Origin of the sequence: Herbaspirillum sp. RTI4 (assembly GCF_034313965.1) — a bacterium.
GTDB lineage: Bacteria > Pseudomonadota > Gammaproteobacteria > Burkholderiales > Burkholderiaceae_D > Herbaspirillum.
This window is the reverse complement of record NZ_JAVIWQ010000002.1, coordinates 1833072-1858374: the sequence shown is the minus strand read 5'-3', so window position 1 is coordinate 1858374 and position 25303 is coordinate 1833072. Positions and strand designations below refer to the sequence as shown.

The following is a 25303-nucleotide window of genomic DNA, read 5'->3' as shown; positions in this document are numbered from 1 at the left end:
CAAAATATTCTTTTAAAAATTACTCCCGGATAATTTATTTAATTAATTTATATTTCATACTCGTACGATGTTCTACCGGGACTATTTTATTTATAGTAATTACATTCGATAACATTAAAAACGAGAGGTGTAAATTTTACGCTAATCGCCTTCGAAATAATGACTACTAATATTGGAAAAAAAAATTCAGAAAAAGCTGAAATTGTATTGATAACACTGGCATATTTACCTGATCGGGAAATCAAGAAATTTATTGGTTATTTAAATAAATATATATTTTTATCTCCTGCTCAAAAACGATTGATGATTGAAAAATTTGAAAAAGAAATCGAAATAAAAAATCCGGATATGTGATCTTTTAATTTCTTTTTTATCAAACAAATAACGACTAATTCGGCATCAAAATATATATGCAAAAAATGATACGGGTAATAATTGCTGATGATCACCCGACGGTGATTCTTGGTATCAGTCATCTTCTTGCCGAAGCTCAAGAAATTGACATAGTAGGCACAGCCTCAAATTCTACTGAGTTAACTAAGCTTCTTGAGACTCGTCAATGTGATGTTTTATTATCTGACTACGCAATGCCAGGGGGTATTTATGGGGATGGTGTCGCGTTACTGACGTTTATACGTCGCCGCTATCCCAAGCTTAAAACTGTCATCATGACAATGATCGACAATCCTAGTGTATTGAGATCAATATTAAAGCTAAATATTAAGTGTGTATTGAGTAAATCTGACGATCCGAGCCATGTAATATGCGCGGTATTTGCTGCGTTTTTGGGAAAAGAATATCTCTCGCCCGCTGCGAATCAAATATCAAAATTATTAAATCTTGATTCCGACGGAAAAAGCCGTGAGCCTCAATTAACAAAGCGTGAAGTTGAAGTAATTAGACTGTTTGTATCTGGGCTAACTGTTAATGAAATTGCGGCTAGTTTATTGCGAAGTAAACAAACTGTTAGCTCGCAAAAGGCAAGCGCAATGAAAAAATTAGGCATTCAACGTGATGCAGATTTATATAAATATGCAATGGAAACAGGATTATTAGCATTTTCGACCAGCTCTAATTAATTTTTTATTTTCAATGAAATAATACTGTAAAAATTTTTATTTACAGTAAATATTTAATTTTATTAAAAAACATATTTTATAATATTAGTCAACTTTTAGCATAGATAAATAAATATGAGTTTCAAATGAAAAAGTATGACTGCGGTAATGAATATGTTATGAGACTACTTTCTGGGCCATTAAATGGTTTTGAATTTTCAATTGGTCCTGGTGAGTATTTATTTTGTGCAAAACCAGAAAGATTTTTAGATATAAATAACGTAGCTGATACACTTAAATTAGATGAACGAGTAATTTATTTGCCAACCGAAACCGATGGTGTAAATTTTACGATTTTTGTGGCGGATAAAAAAAAAATAAAAGATCAAATTACCGCTTTAGTTCACAATAAAAATAACACTAAAACTATTAAATTTTCATTTAATGAAGTTATTGCAATTGAAAATATTTATTTTTCCGTTAAGTTAGCTGGGACAGCTTGGGAGGAAGCAATTGAAAATTTTATTTCACCACAAAAAATAGAATTGACTGAAGAAATCACCAATATAAAAAATAAATTTAATATTGCAAGCCGTGGTTATCGACTTTTTTTTATTTCAATAATATGTTTAATATCCGCATTAATTGCCATTTACGCCTTACTTTTTTTATATCAAGATAATGAGGTTACATCTTTAAATAAATTATTTAAAGATGCTTCCATTTCTTATGAAATTGAAACTGGTCGAGATAATATTCATTACATTATTGCTAATAGTGAAGGTGATCTAGAGTGGGCCAGACAGGCCGTTATTAAAACTAACGTCAGTAGAAAAGTTATAATAACTTCACGTAATTTTGAATCAGACCGTATTAGCGAATTATTAAAAAATATAAATGTCGCATTCTTTGTTATCCATCTCAACAATATTAAAGAACCAGAAATTTTAATAAGCTCAAATAGAAATGTTATAACAACTGAATTTATTAATTCATTAAAAAAACAAATACTAGAAATAACGCCTTATGCAAATAAAATTAACATTGTCTTAATTGAAGATTCCGATGTGATTAAAGCTGCAAAAGATGGACTTGATAAAATTGGACTAGATTATCATTATCGTGATAGCTCTTCTGGAGTTAGCCTTACAAATACTGGGCCAATTGATGATGTAATGCTCATAGAAGTTTATCAATTCATAAAAGATTTTTACTCTAAATTTGGCTCTCAATTTATAAATATAAATATATTATTAAAAGATGATTTTATTAAAAATAATTCATTTAAATATGGATCCGACAGCTACATTGTTATGAACAAAAATCATTGGGATTTTTCAAAAATACCGAAATTAATTAATTAAAAAAATAAATCATTAATATGCCAATAAAGTATTATTAATTGTAATAATATGTGTTTTTAATATTTTTAACTGTATGAATATTTGAAAGAATATCAAATGAGCGAAGCAATTACATCAAGCACAAGTGGACTCGGCACAAATGATTATATCTCCACATTAGCTCGTAGTATGGACGCGAGTGTTACGAAAGCAATGGCCAATATGAGTCTCGCTATTAAAGCGGTTGAAGGTGATGCTACGAATCCAAAATTATTGTCAGAGCTTCAAACAGCAACCACTACCTTTGGAACAGTGGCCGGCCTGCAATCTAGTTTAGTAAAAAAAATTGGCGATGTTGATGCCGAAATTATTCGGAAAATTTAATATCTAATTTGACTATATCAACCCACAAACATAGTCATTAGCACCACAAATTATTTTTATTTCTCATGCAAATCACCTCTCTTCGTCCTGATATTTCATTTAGTGCAACAACTACCCTGCAAAGATCGGAACCGATATCACTTGAATCACGTGCAGCCGCTGCTATCGCTGATATAGCAGTTGATTCAGCTGTAACTAAAAACGCGATTCTTCATACATCACAGACTGATTTATTCAATCCGAAAACGCTTGCTAATCTGCAAGTGCGTGTTGAAAGTTATTCAAATCATGTGGCACTAATCTCCTCTCTGACTCACAAGGCCGTTGCCTTGGTTGAAACTGTCGTCAAGTCCTAACCATGCGTATTTATTCCTCGCTATCGATAGCCCTCTTCGCAATTATTTTGACTGGTTGTGATAAAGAATTGCTGGAAGGACTTGATCAGCGGCAAGCTAATGAAGTTTTGGCTGCACTACAACGCAGCAATATTAGTGCTGATAAAAAAAATAACGGTAAGAAGGGATACTCAGTCAAAGTAAATGGAGAGGACATGGCGACTGCAGTCGATTTGCTGAAAATCAACGAATTACCGTCACCTCCTCGCACTCAAATCGCGGATATGTTTCCCAAGGACACCTTAGTAACATCTCCGCGCGGAGAAAAAGCCCGGCTTTACTCGGCGATCGAGCAACGCCTTGAACAATCGCTGGCAACCATGGACGGCGTTAGTTCGGCTCGCGTCCATGTTAGTTATGACATTGATGGTGATGGTGGCAAAAAGTCGGGGCCGATTCATGTTTCAGCCTTGATTACCTACAATAAAGACCTTGATGAACAGCAATTAATCAATACGAGCAAACGCTTCTTAAAAAACTCATTTACTCAAATCGATTACGACAATATTTCAATTGTTCCTACAAGGCGAGCCGTCTTGCAACACACGACTAATGTAAGTGCCAAATCCGGTTGGCGCGACAGTCAAGTTTTTATCGCTTTTGGCGTATTCATTTTGTTCAGCATCTCCATCGGATTTCTGCTGTTTGTTTTTTTTCGTTCACGGAATAAGTCCCTGTCTTCATTTCCTTCGGCACCCAATGAGCGCGCGCTAAGCGTTGTCGACCGTGCACTCTGATACGTTACGATGCATCTTTTATGACATATTGTCATATCCCTCTTTCCATGCTGTGCCAGCTGAGGACTTACGAGAGTTGCGGCGCCGAAGTGCAGTGAATCGCTTTTTAATAAGCCGTCATTCTCTGCCAGAAATGGGAGATATCGGCTTTCTAGACACTCCCTACGCCCGACTATTAGTTGATGGCTGGTATTACTTGCCTGAAGCAGCTCATCTAATTGGTTGCTGGTTATATCGGGACAATATTGTCAGGCAAGGATTTTATTGCTCCCTGAATAAACACACTCGCCGATTTTTATGTTTACCCTTCCCGAGTAAGCGAATTGCCATTTCAAACGACTCGATTGATGCTGACTTTCTATTTCAGACAGGGTGCCACTACCTGCTCCAGTTACGCGATTTCGTACCAAAATCTTTTGGATCTCGGTTAGCGCTAGTCCTTGATGCCCCTCCAGATTACGGCTCCACGCCAATACATATTCCTCAACCTGACAAGTCTCTGATTACCTTCGCAATTTCTCATGCCAAAACTTATTCAATTAGCGTATCCAGCTCCAAGGATTGAAGGGGTACTGATACCGCGCAGTGCGCTTCAAGAGGGTCAATATGCATATCGACTCTTACGATACGCACAAGCTCGCGCTAAAAAAATTGTGGCAATTGCTGAAAAATCAGCCTCAGAAATTCAACGACAAGCTTATGTTGATGCCTATTCAAATACTCTCTTGCAATGTCTTGGTGATTTTCTGGCCCGTTTAAACAATGCGGAAAAATTGCATCATGATATTCAAAAGCGCTTGCTGCACATAATTCAACACGAACTGACTAATTTGCTTGGCCAATCTGAATTTATCAATTTATTACTCAGCAAGTGGGCATCGGAGCAGCCTTGCTTGGAAGAAAAAAAAATGACTGTTTTTCTTCCTACCGCACTGATAAAACGACGTGATGATTTTATCGAATGCATACAACACTGGATGGGTTTTATGCCTTCCGTGGTGATTACAGATGAGCCAAGAATTACCATTGAATATGGAGAATTTGTCCATGAATTCGATACCGAAAAATTTATGGGTGAGATGTATCCAGAAGTAGTGGGAGCATTCAAGCAACTTAATTTGCGTGGCTCAGTGGAAGAGTTATCTCGGCAATCAGTAGATATGTTTCTGCGCCATCTTGACCGCTCCAGCACCCCCCATGAATATCCTACTACTGACAAAAACAATGCTGATCAGGCTGCAATGAGTGAGGCTGAGGATGAATTTTCTGATCAGTCAGGACACTCGTCCGACCTCAGCGAAGTCTATTTCCCAAAAAATATATGAGAACCTTTGAGTAACAGCCGCTGCCGGCTTAAAGTCAATATCGAAACGGCAGGCCTGAGAGTTCTCACCGTTCTGTAACGTAATCAGGAACCTTTATAGAGAATTGAAATGAGTTCTATTAAACAGGTATTGCACTCCTCCCCATACGCCACCACCACGGCAGCAGACGCTGTCGTGACATTACATTCTCGTGTGCAGAATGCTGCGGCATTATCCAGAATTGAACTTCCGGTTGAAACAAGAGCATCCAATATCCGAACCACGACGTCTATACCGTCCTCTACGGCATCAGCAACTCGATCCCGCTTACCTACAACGAATAGCACCATACAAAATATTGCTGCCTTCGTTGATTCCTTGTTAACAGATTCGGTTGACTCCAGCCGTCGCGTTCTCAACAAACTGAACGACTTCAAAGGCGCGGACGGTACTCCGGTCTTTTCCAACCTTCGGCAGCGTTCGGATGCACTTCAAATGGTGATCCTGAATTTACAAACACGCCGCGAAAAATTACTCGCTGAAAATATCACGCAGCCACTTGGCGATATGGCGGAACTAAAAAAAACGGAAGCTCTTATTTCTTATTCAGAAACGGCATTTCAACGGATATTTGCGCAAAAAATGGCGATTTCTGCATTTTCAAATTTTGTGTTTTCTTATGAGAATCCAAACCTGAGCGAAATTAAATCATCAGCGTCATCGTGAACAGAACAGTTTTTTTACATTTACCTCTCTCAGTAATGCATATTGGCAAGCTCACCCATACCCACTTCCATTGACGGCGTGCCTCATACAAAAAACACACCCCGTTAAGCAATCTCAGCTTGTGTACAATTGTCGGCTGGTATCTTTAGTCATATTCACCTCCGACGCGGACACATGCCCCATGAAAAAATTCCTCCTGCTTACCCTGTTGCCCCTACTTTCCTTGTCCGCTTACGCTGCGGACTGGCAAGTGGTCGGGGGAACTGACAAGTCCCAACTCACAATCGATGTGCAATCCATCAAAGATGCCGGTTCGATGCGTCAGGCTTTGTCAATGTGGAATTTCACCGAACCACGCGCAAACAGCAACGATTCGACGTTTCCGTTCCTGAAATCGTATCAAGATCTGCACACCTATAACTGCAATGAAAAAACGATGCGTCTGACGCAAGAAGTCATTTACTCAGAAAATGATGCAAAAGGCGACAAACGTGACCACTCAGATGCACTGAAAGGCATGACCTACGCTAAGCCAGCCGCTAATTCAGTGGGGGATATAATGTTGCAATTGGTTTGCGGTTATAAGCTTGCCTCGAAAAACAGTAAATAAACTGAAATCCTGTGTGCGCGCCCGAGGAAACTGCTCCGGTTGGAAAAAATAGTTGGGGCCAGCGGCTAAAATACAGAGCAAGACGTTGAGCAATTTACGCAGTGCGTATCCCTTCCAAGGCCTGCCACACTCGATGAGTCCCTTGTGAAAAAAAAAAAGCCAGGCTAACTTGGATTAGCCTGGCTTTTTTTCGACCGGAATTTTCGCTAATTAATCTAATTGCTCCAGCCTGATTTTGATCACCTTCCCGACCAGTGTCGACAAGGCTTCTATCCGAAGCAGCGCCGCATCAATATTTTTTTCCTGCGTTTGATGGGTCAGAATAATGATGTCGGTATGCGTCTCACCCGACGCAGGTTCTTTTTGCAGCATCGCATCTATCGATATCGATGAATCGGCAAGTATCCGCGTGACATCGGCTAATACGCCGGGCTGGTCAGCCACATGCATACGCAAATAGTAGCTGGTGGTAACTTCGGACATCGGCAACACGGGCGTGGTCGCCATCGAATCCGGTTGGAATGCAAGATGCGGCACCCGCTGACCGGGATCAGCGGTTGCCAGACGAGTGATATCGACCAGGTCGGCAATCACTGCGGAAGCCGTCGGCTCAGCGCCCGCTCCCTTGCCGTAATACAGCGTCTCACCGATCGCATCCCCATGCACGACCACGGCATTCATTGCGCCTTCCACATTAGCGATCAGGCGGCTGGCCGGAATCAACGTCGGATGTACCCGCAACTCGATACCCTTTGGTGTGAGTCGCGTAATGCCGAGCAACTTGATCCGGTAACCCAGTTGTTCGGCATAACGAATATCGATGGCCTGCAACTTGGTTATCCCTTCCACATGAGCCTTGTCGAATTGCACCGGAATACCGAAAGCAATGGAAGCCATGATGGTCAGTTTGTGCGCTGCATCGACACCTTCAATATCGAAAGTCGGATCGGCTTCCGCGTAGCCTAAACGCTGCGCTTCTTTCAATACGGTACCGAAATCAAGACCCTTGTCGCGCATTTCGGACAGGATGAAATTGGTCGTGCCGTTAATAATTCCCGCCAGCCATTGAATCCGGTTAGCCGTCAAACCTTCACGCAAGGCCTTGATGATAGGAATACCGCCGGCGACTGCCGCCTCGAACGCGACCATCACGCCTTTTTCTTGCGCCGCCTTGAAAATCTCATTGCCATGCGTGGCAATGAGCGCCTTATTGGCCGTAACGACATGCTTGCCGTTACTGATCGCTTTGAGCACCAGATCTTTCGCAATCCCATAACCGCCAATCAACTCGATGACGATATCGATTTCGGGGTCCGAAACCACCAGATTGGCGTCAGAAACCACCTTGCATAGCCCCTGCGTAAGCTCAGTAGCGCGTGCGGTATCCAGATCCGCCACCATCGTAATTTCTATGCCGCGACCGGCACGACGGGAAATTTCTTCCTGATTGCGTTTGAGTACGTTGAATGTACCGGTACCGACGGTGCCGATGCCGAGCAAGCCTACTTTGATGGGTTTCATGTAATCGTCACTAAAAATGATGACGCCGCGCGGATGCGGCGTCGTTGCTACGTTATAAACAGGGAGCGGGTGAATTAGGACCAGTCGCCGTATCAGGCCGTACCGTGACGGCGCCGGTAATTATCCAGAAAACGGGCAATGCGCCCCATGGACTCGGTCAAGTCATCGGTATTGGGCAGGAAAACGACACGGAAATGGTCCGGAGTAGGACAATTAAAGCCCGTTCCCTGCACAATCAATACTTTTTCCTCTGCCAGCAAATCGTAGGCGAATTGCTGATCGTCGACAATCGGATAAATTTCCGGATCCAGCCGAGGAAACATGTACAGCGCCGATTTTGGTTTCACACAGGTCACGCCGGGAATATCGATCAGTAATTTGTGCGCCAGATCGCGCTGCTTGGCAAGACGCCCCCCAGGAGCAACCAGATCGTTGATGCTCTGATACCCCCCTAGCGCGGTCTGAATCGCGAATTGTCCGGGCGCATTGGCGCACAGCCGCATCGAAGCCAGCATGTTCAGGCCTTCAATATAGTCGCCGGCATGTTTTTTCTCACCGGACACCACCATCCAGCCGGCGCGATAACCGCAAGACCGGTAATTTTTCGACAAACCGTTGAAGGTGATGAACAAGACATCATTCGCCAACGACGCCAGGGAAGTATGCGTATTGCCGTCGTACAAGACTTTGTCGTAAATTTCGTCGGCAAAAATAATCAATTGATGCTGCCGCGCCAGTTCGACGATTTCTTTCAGTACATCGACTGTATATAGAGCCCCGGTCGGATTGTTCGGATTAATCACGACGATGCCCTTGGTATTGCTCGTGATTTTGCTGCGAATATCCGCTATATCTGGCTGCCAACCGGCTTGTTCGTCGCACACATAATGCACCGGTTTACCGCCCGAAAGGCTGACCGCAGCGGTCCACAAGGGATAATCGGGCGACGGCACCAGCACCTCATCACCGCTGTTAAGCAAGGCATTGACGCTCATGACAATCAGTTCCGAGGCGCCATTGCCAAGGTAGATATCTTCAATCCCGACGCCTTCTATCTGCTTTTGCTGAGAGTAATGCATGATCGACTTACGCGGCGCGAACATCCCTTTGGAATCGGTATAGCCGGAGGCATTGCCCATATTGCGAATCATGTCCTGCACGATTTCGTCAGGCGCATCGAAACCGAAGGCGGCCAGATTACCGATATTGAGCTTGATGATCTTATGACCATCCTCTTCCATTTGACGTGCCTTTTCCAGCACAGGGCCACGGATGTCATAGCAGACATCCGCCAGTTTCTTTGATTTTTGAATAGGTCGCACGACGGAATTCCCAGTTTTAAATGCATTAACCAGCGCCATTTTCTTTTGAGCAAGCTTGTTCTGGCGCAGAGAGGTGGTCGTGTATTGTGCCGGATGGAACTTAAATTATAAATCTCTACGCGTCGATTCTCAACGGAAAACGCTACAATGCTCCACTTTATACGATCGCCAGCAGAGGCGGTGCGTTAATCACATACGCAGGGCCAATTACTGATGAAGCTGCATCCTAATGCCACACAGCAATACCAGACCGTGACCGCCTACGACGACGACGGCGTAGAGTTTAATGCCCAACGCTATCGATACAGTCTCCTGGTACTCCCCGAAATAGCCCCGGCAGAGTGGCCGGTCAGCGCCTTTGACTCGCTCACGGCGGAGCATTTCGCACAAATCGATGCCACCCAACCGGATGTTGTCATCCTCGGCACCGGGCAACGCCAGCGTTTCGCCCATCCCAAACTAATGACAGCCTTGACTGAAAGGCGCATCGGCGTCGAATGCATGGACAATCAAGCCGCCTGCCGCACCTACAATATTTTGATGGCAGAAGGACGCAAAGTCGCCCTGGCATTGATTTTCGAACCCCAAGAATCAGGAAAAAGTCTATGACGACCGGCCACGGGCGCGAATGGCATCAATCACGGAAACTGGGCTGGATACTGTTTATCCTCTTCCTGACAGTATGGTTTTACATGCTTGGTGCCCGGGTTCTGGTTCCGACCGATGAAGGACGCTACGCTGAAATGGCGCGGGAAATGGTGTTCAGTCACGACTGGGTCACCACTCGGTTGAACGGCATCAAGTACTTTGAAAAACCGCCGCTGCAAACCTGGATGAACGCGATCACGTTCGAACTGTTCGGTCTGGGAGAATGGCAGGCACGGCTCTGGACCGGCCTCTGCGGCCTGCTCGGCATCGGACTGGTTGCCCACACCGGTCGCCGCGTATTCAACCGCCGCATCGGCTTGTACGCCGCACTGGTCCTCGGCTCCAGCTTCTTCTGGGCCGGACTGGGCCACATCAATACGCTGGACATGGGACTGGCCGGCATGATGACGCTGACGCTGTGCGGCCTGTTGCTATCGCAACGCAGCGACGCTGGCACTGCGGAAAATCGCAACTGGATGCTCATCTGCTGGGCCGGCATGGCGCTGGCGGTGCTGTCCAAAGGACTGATCGGCATCGTGCTCCCCGGCGCGGTGCTCGTGCTGTACACGCTGGTGTCAAGCGACTGGGCGATCTGGAAGCGTCTTCATCTGGGCAAGGGGCTATGCCTTTTTTTCCTCATCACTACGCCCTGGTTTGTCTTGGTGTCGCTAAAAAATCCCGAATTTCTGCATTTCTTTTTCATCCATGAGCATCTGCAACGCTTCACCTCGAAGATCCATCACCGCGCAGGTCCCTGGTATTACTTTTTTCCCATCCTGCTGCTAGGCATCATTCCCTGGCTGGGTGTGCTGGTGCAGAGTCTCTGGCACGGTCGTCGGGATCAGGATCAGGGATACAGTCGGAATGGATTCCAGCCGCGCAAAATGCTACTGGTATGGGCAGCATTCATTTTTATTTTCTTCAGTATTTCCGGCTCCAAGCTACCGTCCTACATCCTGCCGATCTTTCCCGCCGTAGCGCTGCTGATCGCCTGCTACCTGGACAAGGCAAGCTACCGCGCCGTCATAGGTTGCGCGGCCTTACTGGCCATCCCCTGCGCAGTCAGCCTGCCGTTCATCGCACGTATCCCTGAAATGGCGAAAGATGGTTTTTCGCAACCGCTGATTGAAGCCCATGTACCCTGGATTTACGCCGCCGCCATCATCGGCTTGCTGGGCGGCCTGTTCGCCATGCGTTTTGCGCGTCGCTACAAAGAAGTGTCCATTGCCGTCCTCGCGCTGACGGCATTCCTGGCTGGACAATTGCTGATTCTCGGACACGAAAAACAGGGTGCATACTCTGCTGGTGTTGCTTATGTACCGATGCTGCAACAAGAAATAAAGCCCGATACCGCACTGTTCATGGTCGGTCTTTATGAACAGTCCTTACCGTTTTATCTGCGCAGAACCATGACATTGGTTGAACATGCGGATGAGATGGAATTCGGACTAGGGCAGGAACCGCAGCTATGGATTCCCAAAGTCGACGCATTTGCCGTTCTGTGGCGCGCCGACCAGGCTGCCGGCAAAAAAGATATCGCCTTCATCGAGCCTGACATTTATCTCCGGCTCCAGAAAAAAGGCCTGCCAATGCGCGTGCTGGGACAAGACCCGCGGCGCGTCATCGTCGCCAACGATATGCTGCCGGCACTTTTGCCCACACCAGAAAAACAGGAAACGCATTGAATATCACTACTTTTGGTTTCATTTTCGTCGGCATTTGCCTCAATGCCCTCGCCCAGTTGCTGCTAAAAGCAGGCACGAATGCCGTCGGAGCCATCCACCTGACTGCGGAAAACTGGTTTGCCACCGGCGTCAAACTGGCGACGCAAGTACCGATTCTCGGCGGACTGACCTGCTATGTACTCTCCGTCGGGGTCTGGATTATCGGCTTATCGAGGGTAGACGTTACTATTGCCTACCCTCTGCTCTCGATCGGTTATGTCATCAATGCCATCGGCGCGTGGTATTTTCTGGGTGAAGCAGTCAGTGTGCAACGCCTGCTGGCCATCGCCGTGATCATTGTCGGCGTCGTATTGCTGACCCGTAGCTGAAACGCCCTGCTCCCCAACTGGCCGACTCCGTATTTCTCTTTTTTATAGCGAACCAGCGATGACGCAAACATTCCTCCCCTTTTCCCGACCAACGATAGACGAAGCAACCATCGCCGCTGTGGGCGACGTCTTGCGCTCAGGCTGGATCACCAGCGGCCCCAAAGTGCAGGCGTTTGAAAAAGCCCTGAGCGATTATTTCGGCGGTCGTCCGGTTCGCACCTTCAATTCCGGCACCTGCACCATGGAAATCGGCTTGCGCGTGGCGGGTATCGGTGCGGGTGACGAAGTCATCACCACGCCGATTTCCTGGGTGGCGACAGCGAATGTGATTCTCGAAACCGGCGCTACGCCCGTTTTCGCCGATATCGACCCGGTGACACGCAATATCGACCTGGACAAGCTGGAAGCCGCCATTACCCCCCGCACCCGGGCCATCATCCCGGTCTATCTGGCTGGTCTGCCGGTAGATATGGACCGCCTGTACGATATCGCCCGCCGACACGGATTGCGGGTAATCGAAGATGCGGCGCAGGCGCTGGGATCGAGCTGGCATGGCAAACGCATAGGCGCCTTCGGCGATCTGGTCTCGTTCAGCTTCCAGGCCAACAAGAACATCACCAGCAGCGAAGGCGGCTGCATGGTGTTCAATAATGAAGAGGAAGCCCGGCTGGCCGAGAAATACCGGCTGCAAGGCGTCACCCGCAGCGGCTTCGACGGTCTGGATGTCGATGTACTCGGCGGTAAATTCAATATGACCGATGTAGCCGCCGCTATTGGCCTCGGCCAGTTCGCGCATATCGAAGCCGTGACGGAAAAACGCCGGATGCTGGCCAAGCATTACTTCGTCTCGCTGGGCAAGACCTTTGAAGCGCAATACGGAGCGCAACTGCCGGTGGCCGATTTTGAAAATTCAAACTGGCACATGTTTCAACTGGTCTTGCCGGACCGGATTACCCGCGCCAGCTTCATGGAACAAATGAAGGCCTTGCAGATTGGCATCGGCTATCACTATCCTGCAATTCATTTGCTGAGCCTGTACCGCGAACGCGGCTTTACAGAAGGCATGTTCCCCATCGCGGAACAGGTCGGCAGACAGATCGTTTCGCTGCCCATGTTCAACGCCATGAACAAGGATGACGTTGAGCGGGCAGTGAGCGCGGTAAAATCCGTGCTGCAATAACAATCTACGCCTGACTTGTCCCGGGCAGCTACCATCGTCCGGGACACACAAATGCACTCTCCCCCTTGATTACGGTAATTTGATGAAACCAGAAATTTCTGTCGTTATTCCTGTTTATAACGAGGAATCCGGCCTGGCCAAGCTGTTCGCCCGGCTCTACCCTGCGCTGGATGCCTTGGGCATCCCCTATGAAATCATTTACGTCAATGACGGTAGCCGCGACGGCTCCGCCGCCATTCTGGGCGAGCAGTTCCGCCTGCGGCCTGACGTCACACGCGTGGTCTTATTCAACGGCAATTACGGCCAGCACATGGCGATACTGGCGGGCTTTGAAGCAACGCGCGGCGATACGGTCATTACGCTGGATGCGGATTTGCAAAATCCGCCGGAAGAAATCGGCAATCTGGTCGCCAAGATCCGTGAAGGCTATGACTACGTCGGTTCCATCCGTCGCGCACGCCAGGATGCGGCATGGCGCGGTATCGCTTCGAAAGCAATGAACCGTCTGCGCGAAAAAATCACGCATATCAAGATGACCGATCAGGGCAACATGCTGCGCGCCTATAGCCGTAATGTGATTGATCTGGTCAATCAGTGCCAGGAAATCAATACCTTTGTCCCGGCGCTGGCCTACACGTTTGCGCGCAATCCGACCGAAATCATTGTCGAACATGAAGAGCGCGCAGCGGGAGAATCCAAATATTCTCTGTACAGCCTGATTCGCCTTAATTTCGACCTGATTACCGGCTTTTCGCTGGTGCCGCTGCAATTTTTCTCATTGCTCGGCATCCTGCTTGCCTTCGCCTCGGCGGCGCTGGTCGTCCTTCTGATGATTCGTCGCTTCGTGCTGGGCTCCGAAGTGGAAGGTGTGTTTACCCTGTTCGCTATTACCTTCTTCCTGATGGGCGTCATTTTGTTCAGCATCGGCCTGCTCGGTGAATACATCGGCCGCATCTACCTGCAAGTGCGCGCACGGCCGCGCTACGTGATCCAGGCGGTACTGGAACAAAAAACCAGCGAGTTGCCATGAACTGCGTCGTTTTCGCTTATCACGATGTCGGTGTGCGCTGCCTGAAGGTCTTGCTCGCGCGCGGTGTGCAAATCAGTCTGGTGATAACGCACGAGGACAATCCGACAGAAAATATCTGGTTCGGCTCGGTTGCCGCGCTCTGCCGTGAAGAGGGGATTCCCTATATCGCGCCGGAAGATCCTTCCACTCCGGAAGTAATTGCGCAGATCCGCGCAGCGCAGCCCGATTTCATCTTCAGTTTTTATTATCGCCACATGCTGCCGGTCGAATTGCTGGAACTCGCCAAGTCGGGTGCTTACAACATGCACGGTTCGCTGCTGCCGGCCTATCGGGGACGTGTGCCTATCAATTGGGCGGTGCTGCAAGGCGCGACCGAAACCGGCGCCACCCTGCATGCGATGACCGCCAAGCCCGATGCCGGCTTCATCGTCGCCCAAACCGCTGTGCCGATTTTGCCCGACGATACTGCGCATGAAGTATTCGGCAAGGTCGTCGTCGCCGCAGAACAAACGCTCTGGCAAGCCTTGCCGGCGATGCTGGCGGGACAAACACCGCACTTGCCGAACGACTTGAGCAAGGGTAGCTACTTCGGCGGACGCAAGCCGGAAGACGGCCGTCTGGACTGGAACAAGTCGGCGCAGGACGTCCATAATCTGGTCCGCGCAGTGGCTCCGCCCTACCCGGGAGCCTTCGAACAAATCGCAGGTGATAAAATCACGCTAACAAAAACCCGGCGGGTTCCCGCTGCACTGAGTCAGAAGCTGACGCAGCAGTACGCAGGGCTAGCGGCATTATTAGACGAGGGCCGCCTGTATGCCCGCTGCGGCGATGGCAATTATTTACAGATCGGGCACATTCTGATCAACGATAAGGAAGTCCCGCTGGAACATTATCTGAACTATAAAACCGCCTGATTTCCTGATACGCCGAGATACTCAACGGCGGCAAGATTCACTATTACAAACAAGAGCTCCGGCTCCTACTCTGAACAAGCACAACATTATGAAAAAAGTCCTCATCCTTGGCGTCAACGGCTTCATCGGTCATCATTTATCGAAGCGGATACTCGAAACCACCGACTGGCACGTCTATGGCATGGATATGATGACTGACCGCATCCGCGATCTGCTCGACGATCCCGCCTACAAGGCGCGCATGCACTTCTTCGAAGGCGACATCACCATCAATAAGGAATGGGTCGAGTACCACGTCAAAAAATGCGACGTGATCTTGCCCCTGGTGGCGATCGCGACACCGTCCACCTACGTCAAACAGCCATTGCGCGTGTTCGAGCTCGATTTCGAAGCCAACCTGCCTATCGTGCGGTCGGCAGCGAAATACAATAAACATCTGGTGTTTCCATCGACGTCGGAAGTCTATGGCATGTGCCACGACGATGAATTCGATCCGGAACAATCCGAACTGATCTGCGGCCCGATCAACAAGCCGCGCTGGATCTACTCCTGCGCCAAGCAATTGATGGATCGTGTCATCTGGGGCTACGGCATGGAATCGGGCCTGAATTTCACGCTATTTCGCCCTTTCAACTGGATCGGTGCCGGTCTGGATTCGATCCACACGCCGAAAGAAGGCAGTTCGCGCGTCGTCACACAATTCTTCGGCCACATCGTGCGCGGAGAAAATATTTCTCTGGTCGATGGCGGTGAGCAAAAACGTGCTTTCACCTATATCGACGATGGCATTGATGCGCTGATGAAAATTATCGCCAATGAAAACGGTATCGCCAGCGGAAAAATTTATAACATCGGTAATCCGGTGAATAATTTCTCGATCCGCGAACTTGCGCACATGATGCTCACGCTCGCCACAGAATATCCCGAGTACGCAGAGTCGGCAGCGCAGGTCAAGCTGGTGGAAACCACCTCGGCCGAGTACTACGGCAAAGGCTATCAGGATGTGCAAAACCGGGTGCCCAAGATCACCAATACTTGCGAAGAACTGAACTGGCAGCCCAGCATTTTGATGCCAGAAACGCTGCGTAATATTTTCGACGCCTATCGCGGCCAGGTTGCAGAAGCGCGCGCATTGATGGATTGAGATGGATAGAAGCAGCGCGTCCGGCAAACCGGGCCGCGCTGCTTCGAATACTAACGATACTGACGATACTGCCCGCACTACCTCCTTTCCTCGCCCTCTCCCCAGCCTACCTTGCCTAAATTAATCCTCAAAATCGATGCCGATACCTTACGCGGTACGCGTGTGGGCGTTCCCAACCTGATCAAGCAGTTGCAGCGGCATCACGCCCGTGCGACTTTCCTGTTTTCGCTGGGATACGACCACACCGGCTGGGCCTTGCGACAAATTTTCCGCCCCGGATTCTTTAGCAAAGTGTCGCGCACCTCAGTAGTGGAGCATTACGGTCTGAAAACCCTGATGTATGGCGTGCTGCTGCCCGCACCCGACATCGGCAAGGCCGCTGCGGACACCATGCGCGCCACTGAAGCCGCCGGTTTCGAATGCGGCATCCATACCTGGGACCATAGAGTCTGGCAGGACAGCGTGCGTATCCGTGATAAAGCATGGACGCAAGCCGTCATGCAACGCGCCTACCAGCGCTTTCAGGAAATTTTCGGCCACGCACCGCTCACCCACGGTGCGGCTGGCTGGCAGATGAATGACGATGCTTTTGCGCAACTTGATAACTTCGGTATTGCCTATTCGTCGGACGGCCGCGCCTTGCTCAAGGAAGACGGTTCGCTGCTTGATGCGTCTGCGGGAGCGCATCGGCTCAAGGTAGCAGGCCGTACACTTAAATGTATTCAGATGCCCACCACCCTGCCGACGCTCGATGAACTGCTGGGTCGAACCATGAACGGCATCACCCTCGATACCGGGAATGTGGCGTCATTTCTGCTGGATCTGACACAAAATCCACGCGATCATGTATTTACCTTGCATGCAGAGCTTGAAGGGCAGAAACTTGCCCCCATTTTCGAACAACTTCTAAATGGCTGGAAACAGCAAGGGTATGAGTTAATCGGAATGGGGGATTACTACCAGACCATCAAGGACGACGTACTCCCTGATTGTCCGGTTACTTGGGGCGAATTACCAGGACGCTCCGGCGAAATGATCGTACAGCAAGCAGTCTAAAACTACCTTTGGGGCACAATATGTTGAGCAACGACGCATCCATACTGAACATGAACGTGCCGGATTTTTCTGCGGCAATGACCGGCACGACCGAATTTCATCTGGCCGATTTTTTGGGTAAAAATCTTGTCCTGTATTTTTATCCCAAAGACAACACACCGGGTTGCACCGCTGAAAGCATGGAATTCCGGGATCTGCACCCGCAATTCAAGCAACACAATACTGAAATTGTCGGTATCAGCCGTGACAGCCTGCGTTCGCATGAAGGCTTCAAGAGCAAACTGGGATTACCGTTCGAGTTGATTTCTGACCCCGAAGAAACGCTGTGTCTGATGTTCAATGTCATGAAGCAAAAAAATATGTATGGCAAAAAAGTGCGCGGCATTGAGCGCAGCACCTTTGTCATCGATGCCAGCGGTACAGTGCGCAAAGAATGGCGCGGCCTCAAGGTACCGAATCATGCTCAGGACGTCTTGGGCTTCATCCAAGCGCTCACACCGGCATCACAACTGGTGGCCGTATAAATCAGTAGACGCGTCGCTTCCACAGGTATTCTTTGCATAGCCTGTCCCTGCCCTTGCCAAGCTGTGGCAGAATGGAAGCCATGCAATCCCGGGTTTTTTCTTTGTCATGCGACTAATTTAATTAAGCCATTGAATTCAAATAAAAATCTGTATTTCGAAAGCCGTTTTGGTTAAGGTCCTGGACCTACCGAAACGGCTTTTTTACTTTTGGCTCTCTGACGTCACTATTTTTTGAACAGGCCTATGCATCCAGGCCCAGGTAATCCCGTAGTTAATTCCGTAATCACCATGCTGTTGCGCCAGTTGCATTATTGTTGTTGCTGCACAAGTACTCGTTCGCTCTGACAAAGCGGCATTTCCAAGGATGTATTTCTCTTTATCATTGAGGTCCTATGCCCCTGCCCAAACTGCCTAGCAAACCCGCGGCACTCCTGTCTCCCAGCGATTATCCGAAAGCCGACAACGGCAAACCGAAACCGCATATCGCTTTAGTCGAGCCGCGTCCTGTTGCCCCGGCCAAGGTCGCCCCCATCAAAGCCGCTCCCGCGTCCCGCAGCAAAATCGCCGACAAGCCCGCCGCGCCGGCAAAACCGCGCCAGGCGCTGGCAACCGGTGCTTCGCGCGCCTCGCAAGCCAAGTCCCGCACCAGCCGTAACGCCGACAAACTGGGCGTCACCAAGCTGTTCGTGCTCGATACCAATGTGCTGATGCATGATCCAAGTTCCTTGTTCCGCTTTGAAGAGCATGACATCTACCTGCCGATGATCACGCTGGAAGAGCTGGATAATCACAAAAAGGGCATGACGGAAGTTGCGCGCAACGCCCGTCAGGTTTCTCGCTCACTCGATGCACTGGTCCACGATATCGCCGAAAACGCGATCGACCAGGGTATCCCGCTGGCAAAACTGGGCAACAAGGATGCCGGTGGCCGTCTGTTCTTCCAGACGCGTCTGCAAAATGCCAGCCTGCCCGAGGGCTTGCCTGAAGGCAAGGCCGACAATCAGATTCTGGGCGTCGTTCTGGCCCTCGCCAAGCTGCATCCCGAGCAGCCGGTAGTGCTGGTATCCAAAGACATCAACATGCGCCTCAAGGCGCGTGCCATCGGCTTGCCGGCCGAAGATTACTTTAACGACCATGTGCTGGAAGATACCGACCTGCTGTATTCCGGCATCCAACAGCTACCGGATGATTTCTGGAACAAACACGGCAAGGGCCTGGAGTCCTGGCAGGAAAGCAAACTCGGCACCAGCTATACCTACTATCGGGTGACCGGGCCGTATGTCCCCTCGCTGCTGGTCAATCAGTTCGTCTTCATCGAACCTAAAAATGGCGAACCGGCGTTTTATGGCCAGGTCAGCCAGATCAACGGTAAAACAGCGGTACTTCAAACGCTGCGCGACTACGGCCATGCCAAAAACAGTGTCTGGGGCATCACTTCGCGTAATCGCGAACAGAATTTCGCGCTCAATCTGTTGATGAACCCGGAATGCGATTTCGTGACCCTGCTGGGTCAGGCCGGTACCGGCAAGACACTGCTGGCCTTGGCCGCCGGACTGGCGCAGGTTCTGGAAACCAAGACCTACAATGAAATCATCGTCACCCGTGTCACCGTCCCCGTGGGCGAAGACATCGGCTTCCTGCCCGGCACCGAGGAAGAAAAAATGGGCCCGTGGATGGGTGCCTTTGACGACAATCTGGAAGTCTTGAACAAATCCGACAACGAAGCCGGCGAATGGGGTCGTGCCGCAACGCAAGACCTGATCCGCTCACGCATCAAGATCAAATCCCTGAACTTCATGCGCGGTCGCACCTTCGTCAATAAATTCCTGATCATCGACGAAGCGCAAAATCTGACGCCGAAACAAATGAAAACTCTGGTCACCCGCGCCGGTCCGGGAACCAAGATCATTTGCCTGGGCAATATCGCGCAAATCGATACGCCTTATCTGACCGAAGGATCGAGCGGACTGACGTATGTGGTCGATCGCTTCAAGGGGTGGTCGCATAGCGGCCATGTGACTCTGGCGCGCGGCGAACGCTCGCGTCTGGCAGATCATGCAAGCGAGGTTCTGTAAGCGCTGTACGCAATTGCACTAAGGCGGCGGTCCCTGACAACAAAAGGGATGCCGCGCAAAAGTAAAGGCCCGGATCATTAACGTGATCCGGGCCTTTTTACTGAAATTGGTGATTTATACCTTGGGCAAGGCCTGCAATAACAAGCGACTCGCAGTCTCACTCAATCAGAGACGACCTACAATATTTTGGTACCAATCCACCAGGCCAGCGCAGCAACAAACGCCGCCGCCGGAATGGTGAAAATCCAGGCCCAGACGATCGTGCCGGCCACACCCCAGCGTACCGCCGACATCTTGCGTGCCGCTCCTACGCCCACGATAGCGCCGGTAATGGTATGCGTGGTCGATACCGGGACACCCAGCCAGGTGGCGATGAACAAAGTAATCGCGCCCCCGGTTTCAGCGCAAAAGCCACCGACCGGCTTGAGCTTGGTAATCCGCTGCCCCATGGTCTTGACAATGCGCCAGCCGCCGAACAGCGTGCCGCAACTGATCGCGCAGTAGCAGGCGATGATGACCCACAGCGGCGGTGTATCAGCTCCCGAATGGCCTGTCGCAATCAGTAACATCCAGATAATGCCGATGGTTTTTTGCGCATCGTTACCGCCATGTCCCAGACTGTACATGGATGCCGAAACCAGTTGCGCGCGCCGGAACCAGCTATCGATCTTGCGCGGCGTGGCACGCACGAAGACCCAGGACACCAGCAGCATCATGAGCGAGCCGAGTAAAAATCCCAGGAGCGGCGACAGCACAATAAAAAGGACCACCTTAATCAGACCGGATCCAATCAAGGCACCGGTACCGGCTTTTGCCACGGCAGCGCCGACCAGCCCGCCAATCAACGCGTGCGAAGAGGAGGAGGGAATGCCGTAATACCAGGTCACCAGATTCCAGAAAATGGCACCGACCAGCGCGCCGAAGATCACGTACTGATCGACCACCATAGGGTCAATCGTGTCCTTGCCCACCGAGGCCGCAACATTGAGTTGATGGAATACGAGGACAGCAACGAAGTTGAAAAAAGCAGCCATCGCAACCGCCGTCTGCGGCTTCAATACTCCGGTCGATACGACGGTGGCAATCGCATTGGCAGCATCGTGAAAGCCGTTCATAAAATCGAACAGCAAGGCCAACACAATCAAAAAGCCGAGGATATAGATACTGATCTGAACAGTGTGCATGGAGGAATCTGGCTATTTGGAGAAACGAAATCGGATGCTGTGCCGGGCTGCAATCAGGAGGAAACTGTTACAGCGGGGCTTGCCTTGCTTGTGGCTAGCTGCTCGGCCTCTCAGCTTCAGGCATTTTCGACAATGATGCCTTCGATGATATTGGCAACATCTTCGCAACGATCGGTCACGGTTTCCAGTATCTCGTAAATGGCCTTGAGCTTGATCAGCGTACGGACATCCGGTTCGTCGCGGAACAGCTTCGACATGGCGGCGCGCATGACATGATCGGCATCGGATTCGAGTCGGTCGATTTCCAGACAAAACGCGAGGATTTTGGGGGCGTTGTCCATGTTGTGCAATAGCATCACGGCCGCCTGAACTTTTTCAGCGCACGCCAGGCACAGTTCTGCAAGACGCTTTGCTTCCGGCGTGATGGCCTTGATGTCGTACAGGGAAATGGTTTGTGCGCCGTCCTCCAGCAAATCGAGGATATCGTCCATGCGGGTGATCAGCTGGTGAATGTCATCGCGGTCAATCGGGGTAATGAAGGTTTTGTGCAGCAGGTCGATGGCGGTGTGGGTAATCTTGTCAGCTTGCTTTTCCAGCGATTCAATGGCATGCACCCGAATTTCCAGATCGTCGAAATTGGTCATCAACGCGACCATTTCCTTGGCGCATTTCACGCCAAGTTCGGCGTGCTGATTGAAAAGATCAAAAAATTTACCTTCTGTCGGCATCAAACGTCCAAACATATTTCACTCACTTTTCAATTAGCGCGGCATTTTGTCTATCGTTTTCGCAGACCGGAACAATCTGCTGGCCTGTATCCGGGATGCTGCGAGGAACCTGGTTACGGCATGAAACTACGGTTTCGTCTTGTTCAGACCGACACCGCGACTTCTGCATTCTTCTGCATTAATCACCACCATACGGCGAGGCCAGACCGCCGGAATAGTTGTCGAACTTGGTGAACTGACCGTGGAAAGTCAGCCGTACGCTGCCAATCGGGCCATTCCGCTGCTTACCGATGATGATTTCAGCCGTGCCTTTATCCTGCGAATCGGGATTGTAAACTTCATCGCGGTAAATAAACAAAATGACGTCGGCATCCTGCTCGATCGCGCCTGATTCGCGCAAATCGGACATGACCGGCCGTTTATTGGGACGCTGTTCCAGCGAGCGATTGAGCTGCGACAAGGCGATCACCGGGCAATTCAATTCCTTGGCCAAACCCTTGAGGCTACGTGAAATTTCCGAAATTTCAGTGGCGCGGTTTTCGCCCGAGGAATTGGCGGACATCAGTTGCAGGTAATCGATGATGATCAAACCCAGCTTGCCGCATTGGCGCGCCAGGCGGCGCGAGCGGGCGCGCAATTCTATGGAGTTCAGGGCGGGGGTTTCGTCAATGAATAACTGGGCGTCGTTCATTTTTTGTATGGCATGCGTGAGGCGCGGCCAATCCTCATCCACCAGACGGCCCGTACGCAAACGATGCTGATCGAGGCGACCGACTGAGCCGAGCATACGCATGGCCAGTTGTGTGCCGCCCATTTCCATCGAAAACACGGCGACCGGTAAGCCGCTTTCAATCGCGACGGTTTCACCGATATTGAGTGAAAACGCTGTTTTCCCCATCGATGGCCGACCCGCGACAATAATCAGATCGCCCGGCTGCAAGCCGGAAGTCATGCGATCAAGATCGGCAAATCCGGTCGGTACGCCGGTGATATCGCTGGTGCTGTCGCGGTTATATAACTCGTCGATACGCTCCACCACCTGCGTGAGCAAGGGCTGAATTTCCTGAAACCCCTGCGTCCCGCGCGATCCCTCTTCGGCAATCGCAAAAATCTTGGACTCGGCTTCGTCCAGCATCTGCTTGACTTCCTTGCCTTGCGGATTGAACGCATTACCGGAAATTTCATCGGCAACCGTAATCAGCTTGCGCAGCACGCCGCGATCGCGGACGATTTCTGCATAGCGCCGGATATTGGCGGCCGAAGGGGTATTTTGAGCCAGCGCATTCAGGTAGGAAATGCCACCGACTTCTTCCGCCTTGCCCGTACTGGTCAGCGCTTCAAACACGGTAATGACGTCGGCCGGCTTGGTGGCATTAATCAGTTTGACGATATGCTGAAAGATGATGCGGTGATCGTAGCGATAAAAATCGTCGGCATTGACGAAGTCGGCGATGCGGTCCCAGGCGGCATTGTCGAGCAGCAGGCCACCCAGAACGGATTGCTCTGACTCTATGGAATGCGGGGGAACTTTGAGTGATTCAAACTGCGGGTCGGGGGATACGTTCATGGCGCGCATTATACCGTCTAAGAACTAGTACTTCCCCCGTTACTAGCAAATTAGACAAATCGGCATCAGCTCAACGCCGGGCGTTTCGGCTTCTGCCGGGGTCAAAAAATAAACCTCCAATACTATGCAGGAATGCAACAACAGGCGTGAAAAAGCCGGGCGAACCCGGCTTTTTCAGCATGACTACGTTGACCACTACCGCATCGATTGCCCGATGCAGTCAGTTTTAGGCGTGCTGGCCAGAAACTGTCACCGTCACGTCCAGAATGACGTCAGTGTGCAAAGACACCGAGACAGTATGGTCGCCAACGATCTTCAGTGGACCTTGTGCCAGACGCACTTGCATCTTGTCCACAGGGAAACCTTGCTTGGTCAGCGCAGCGGCGATGTCAGCATTGGTCACGGAACCAAACAGACGGCCATCCACACCCGACTTTTGCGCGATCAGTACGACCACGCCGTTGAGCTTCTCGCCCTGTTCCTGCGCGGCAACCAGCTTCACTGCGGCTGCTTTTTCCAGATCGGCGCGCTTGGCTTCGAACTCGGCAACAGCAGTAGTAGTGGCACGGCGCGCTTTGCGCTGCGGGATCAGGAAATTGCGTGCATAACCGTCTTTGACGCGCACGACTTCACCCAGGGCACCCAGGTTAATAACTTTTTCTAACAAAATAACTTGCATGTTTTTCTCCGAATTTTGAGGACTTTTCAGTCGTCAATTAAGCGTGGTGCAGATCTGTGTACGGCAGCAAAGCCAAGAAGCGTGCGCGCTTGATTGCAGTGTCAACCTGACGTTGATAATGGGCTTTAGTACCGGTCAGGCGTGCTGGCATGATCTTGCCGTTTTCCTGAACGAAGTCCTTGAGCGTATCCACGTCTTTGTAATCGACCTGTTCCACACCGGCAGCGGTGAAGCGGCAGAATTTCTTCCGCTTGAACAATGGATTTTGCTGTTGACGCTTTTGCTTCAATTTACTTTTGTCGAATTTTTTGCCGAATGCCATTTTTGGCTCCTGAATTTATAAATTTGGTAACGAACAGTCCTCGAACTCAACGATGTGAAACACGAGGCTCTTGCTATTGCGATGCTTGCGCGCCAGAAAGCCACTGAAGTGAAAAGATTTACCTAGTTCGGCCTGATTGACTCGACCTGAAATTTCGCCCGCAGCCTGCGCCGGCATTTCAAATTCGATCAATCGAACCACCCCTGCCTCGCGCTGCTCCGAACTGTGGAGCAGTTTCGCTGCCACGATGGGGATGCCGGCGGGTGTATAACGCAGTACGTCGCGCTCTACGATGGTGGCAATCAGTTCAAACCGGTTTAATCCTTGAGTCGGTTCTTGGCTCAATCTCTGCGACGCGCTCAACGCAGCATTTACGCTGCGGGTGCTTCGCTACGCGAGCTCTTGCCTGCATCTTCTTTCTGAGTCGCCTTCATGATTGGAGACGGCGTTGTTTCAGCCTTCTTCAACTTGACGGTCAGATGACGCAAGACAGCATCGTTAAATTTGAAGCCTGTTTCGATTTCAGTCAGCGTTTCGGCGTCGACTTCGATGTTCAGACAGACATAATGTGCTTTTGCCAGCTTCTGGATTTGATACGCCAGTTGCCGACGGCCCCAATCCTCAACGCGATGTACCTGGCCGCCACGGGTAGTGACGATGCCCTTGTAACGCTCGATCATCGCAGGCACTTGCTCGCTCTGATCCGGATGGACGATAAATACGATTTCATAATGACGCATGCAAACTCCTTTATGGACTTGTTTAAAAAATTGCCCACCCCGGCGTCAAGACGAGTGTG

General features: G+C 50.1%; 29 protein-coding genes. 20 read left to right on the top strand and 9 right to left on the bottom strand.

Annotated features, from left to right (window positions below):
* The first annotated feature begins 159 nt into the window (after positions 1–159).
* The 10 genes from RGU70_RS08490 (at position 160) to RGU70_RS08450 (ending at position 6557) form a co-directional block, all read left to right on the top strand.
* Entirely contained in the window at positions 160–354 is a 195-nt protein-coding gene (locus RGU70_RS08490) for a hypothetical protein (protein WP_322208963.1), read from the top strand.
* 56 nt (positions 355–410) lie between these two features.
* Complete coding sequence (locus tag RGU70_RS08485) at positions 411–1079, top strand: response regulator transcription factor (RefSeq protein WP_322208962.1); 669 nt, start codon at positions 411–413, stop codon at positions 1077–1079.
* Positions 1080–1204: 125 nt separating this feature from the next.
* Positions 1205–2422 carry a PrgH/EprH family type III secretion apparatus protein gene (locus RGU70_RS08480; RefSeq protein WP_322208961.1) on the top strand — a complete coding sequence of 406 codons (1218 nt, stop codon included), beginning with the start codon at positions 1205–1207 and terminating at the stop codon, positions 2420–2422.
* Positions 2423–2518: 96 nt separating this feature from the next.
* A complete protein-coding gene (locus RGU70_RS08475) occupies positions 2519–2785 on the top strand; it encodes an EscF/YscF/HrpA family type III secretion system needle major subunit (RefSeq protein WP_322208960.1) in 267 nt (88 codons plus the stop codon).
* Between the two features lie 65 nt (positions 2786–2850).
* Positions 2851–3141 (top strand): type III secretion system inner rod subunit SctI, encoded by a 291-nt coding sequence (gene sctI / locus RGU70_RS08470; RefSeq protein WP_322208959.1) that lies wholly within the window; start codon positions 2851–2853, stop codon positions 3139–3141.
* A gap of 2 nt (positions 3142–3143) precedes the next feature.
* The gene (gene sctJ / locus RGU70_RS08465) at positions 3144–3917 is read left to right on the top strand and encodes a type III secretion system inner membrane ring lipoprotein SctJ (RefSeq protein WP_322208957.1); all 774 of its coding nucleotides are present in this window, start codon (positions 3144–3146) and stop codon (positions 3915–3917) included.
* The gene (locus RGU70_RS17670; protein ID WP_416186492.1) at positions 3907–4482 is read left to right on the top strand and encodes a hypothetical protein; all 576 of its coding nucleotides are present in this window, start codon (positions 3907–3909) and stop codon (positions 4480–4482) included. The genes sctJ and RGU70_RS17670 overlap by 11 nt, the downstream gene beginning before the upstream one ends.
* The gene (locus RGU70_RS08460; protein WP_322208956.1) at positions 4439–5242 is read left to right on the top strand and encodes a hypothetical protein; all 804 of its coding nucleotides are present in this window, start codon (positions 4439–4441) and stop codon (positions 5240–5242) included. The genes RGU70_RS17670 and RGU70_RS08460 overlap by 44 nt, the downstream gene beginning before the upstream one ends.
* Positions 5243–5350: 108 nt before the next feature.
* Complete coding sequence (locus tag RGU70_RS08455; protein ID WP_322208955.1) at positions 5351–5947, top strand: hypothetical protein; 597 nt, start codon at positions 5351–5353, stop codon at positions 5945–5947.
* A gap of 181 nt (positions 5948–6128) precedes the next feature.
* Positions 6129–6557 (top strand): surface-adhesin E family protein, encoded by a 429-nt coding sequence (locus RGU70_RS08450; RefSeq protein WP_322208954.1) that lies wholly within the window; start codon positions 6129–6131, stop codon positions 6555–6557.
* Positions 6558–6767: 210 nt separating this feature from the next.
* On the opposite strand, the gene RGU70_RS08445 is transcribed toward RGU70_RS08450, so the two are convergent.
* Together RGU70_RS08445 and RGU70_RS08440 are read right to left on the bottom strand one after the other, a co-directional pair.
* Positions 6768–8078, bottom strand: a complete 1311-nt coding sequence (locus RGU70_RS08445) for a homoserine dehydrogenase (protein WP_322208953.1) — start codon at positions 8076–8078, stop codon at positions 6768–6770.
* 92 nt (positions 8079–8170) lie between these two features.
* Positions 8171–9400 (bottom strand): pyridoxal phosphate-dependent aminotransferase, encoded by a 1230-nt coding sequence (locus RGU70_RS08440; RefSeq protein ID WP_322208952.1) that lies wholly within the window; start codon positions 9398–9400, stop codon positions 8171–8173.
* A gap of 213 nt (positions 9401–9613) precedes the next feature.
* Between RGU70_RS08440 and RGU70_RS08435 the strand changes: the two genes are divergently transcribed.
* The 10 genes from RGU70_RS08435 (at position 9614) to RGU70_RS08390 (ending at position 20024) form a co-directional block, all read left to right on the top strand.
* Positions 9614–10009 carry an Mth938-like domain-containing protein gene (locus RGU70_RS08435; RefSeq protein ID WP_322208951.1) on the top strand — a complete coding sequence of 132 codons (396 nt, stop codon included), beginning with the start codon at positions 9614–9616 and terminating at the stop codon, positions 10007–10009.
* A complete protein-coding gene (locus tag RGU70_RS08430) occupies positions 10006–11733 on the top strand; it encodes a glycosyltransferase family 39 protein (protein ID WP_322208950.1) in 1728 nt (575 codons plus the stop codon). Before RGU70_RS08435 ends, RGU70_RS08430 begins: the two co-directional genes overlap by 4 nt.
* The gene (locus RGU70_RS08425; RefSeq protein WP_322208949.1) at positions 11730–12101 is read left to right on the top strand and encodes an EamA family transporter; all 372 of its coding nucleotides are present in this window, start codon (positions 11730–11732) and stop codon (positions 12099–12101) included. The genes RGU70_RS08430 and RGU70_RS08425 overlap by 4 nt, the downstream gene beginning before the upstream one ends.
* A 58-nt stretch (positions 12102–12159) precedes the next feature.
* Complete coding sequence (locus RGU70_RS08420; RefSeq protein WP_322208948.1) at positions 12160–13281, top strand: DegT/DnrJ/EryC1/StrS aminotransferase family protein; 1122 nt, start codon at positions 12160–12162, stop codon at positions 13279–13281.
* Between the two features lie 82 nt (positions 13282–13363).
* Positions 13364–14311 (top strand): glycosyltransferase, encoded by a 948-nt coding sequence (locus RGU70_RS08415; RefSeq protein ID WP_322208947.1) that lies wholly within the window; start codon positions 13364–13366, stop codon positions 14309–14311.
* Complete coding sequence (locus tag RGU70_RS08410; RefSeq protein WP_322208946.1) at positions 14308–15225, top strand: formyltransferase; 918 nt, start codon at positions 14308–14310, stop codon at positions 15223–15225. Before RGU70_RS08415 ends, RGU70_RS08410 begins: the two co-directional genes overlap by 4 nt.
* Before the next feature lie 88 nt (positions 15226–15313).
* Complete coding sequence (locus RGU70_RS08405; protein ID WP_322208945.1) at positions 15314–16369, top strand: bifunctional UDP-4-keto-pentose/UDP-xylose synthase; 1056 nt, start codon at positions 15314–15316, stop codon at positions 16367–16369.
* Positions 16370–16480: 111 nt separating this feature from the next.
* Positions 16481–17425, top strand: coding sequence for a polysaccharide deacetylase family protein (locus tag RGU70_RS08400; RefSeq protein ID WP_322208944.1), 945 nt, complete (start codon positions 16481–16483; stop codon positions 17423–17425).
* A 20-nt stretch (positions 17426–17445) separates the two neighbouring features.
* A complete protein-coding gene (locus tag RGU70_RS08395) occupies positions 17446–17949 on the top strand; it encodes a peroxiredoxin (protein WP_322208943.1) in 504 nt (167 codons plus the stop codon).
* Between the two features lie 392 nt (positions 17950–18341).
* Entirely contained in the window at positions 18342–20024 is a 1683-nt protein-coding gene (locus RGU70_RS08390; protein ID WP_322208942.1) for a PhoH family protein, read from the top strand.
* A gap of 176 nt (positions 20025–20200) precedes the next feature.
* On the opposite strand, the gene RGU70_RS08385 is transcribed toward RGU70_RS08390, so the two are convergent.
* From RGU70_RS08385 to rpsF, 7 genes are all read right to left on the bottom strand, one after another.
* Positions 20201–21208, bottom strand: a complete 1008-nt coding sequence (locus RGU70_RS08385; protein ID WP_322208941.1) for an inorganic phosphate transporter — start codon at positions 21206–21208, stop codon at positions 20201–20203.
* Positions 21209–21324: 116 nt separating this feature from the next.
* Entirely contained in the window at positions 21325–21951 is a 627-nt protein-coding gene (locus tag RGU70_RS08380) for a DUF47 domain-containing protein (RefSeq protein ID WP_322208940.1), read from the bottom strand.
* 163 nt (positions 21952–22114) lie between these two features.
* On the bottom strand, positions 22115–23503 hold the full coding sequence (locus RGU70_RS08375) for a replicative DNA helicase (RefSeq protein WP_322208939.1): 1389 nt from the start codon (positions 23501–23503) through the stop codon (positions 22115–22117).
* A gap of 226 nt (positions 23504–23729) precedes the next feature.
* Positions 23730–24182, bottom strand: coding sequence for a 50S ribosomal protein L9 (gene rplI / locus RGU70_RS08370; RefSeq protein ID WP_322208938.1), 453 nt, complete (start codon positions 24180–24182; stop codon positions 23730–23732).
* Between the two features lie 37 nt (positions 24183–24219).
* Positions 24220–24504, bottom strand: a complete 285-nt coding sequence (gene rpsR, locus RGU70_RS08365) for a 30S ribosomal protein S18 (protein ID WP_322208937.1) — start codon at positions 24502–24504, stop codon at positions 24220–24222.
* A gap of 15 nt (positions 24505–24519) precedes the next feature.
* Positions 24520–24849 carry a primosomal replication protein N gene (gene priB, locus RGU70_RS08360; protein WP_322208936.1) on the bottom strand — a complete coding sequence of 110 codons (330 nt, stop codon included), beginning with the start codon at positions 24847–24849 and terminating at the stop codon, positions 24520–24522.
* A gap of 26 nt (positions 24850–24875) precedes the next feature.
* Positions 24876–25244 (bottom strand): 30S ribosomal protein S6, encoded by a 369-nt coding sequence (gene rpsF / locus RGU70_RS08355; protein ID WP_322208935.1) that lies wholly within the window; start codon positions 25242–25244, stop codon positions 24876–24878.
* Positions 25245–25303: the final 59 nt, after the last annotated feature.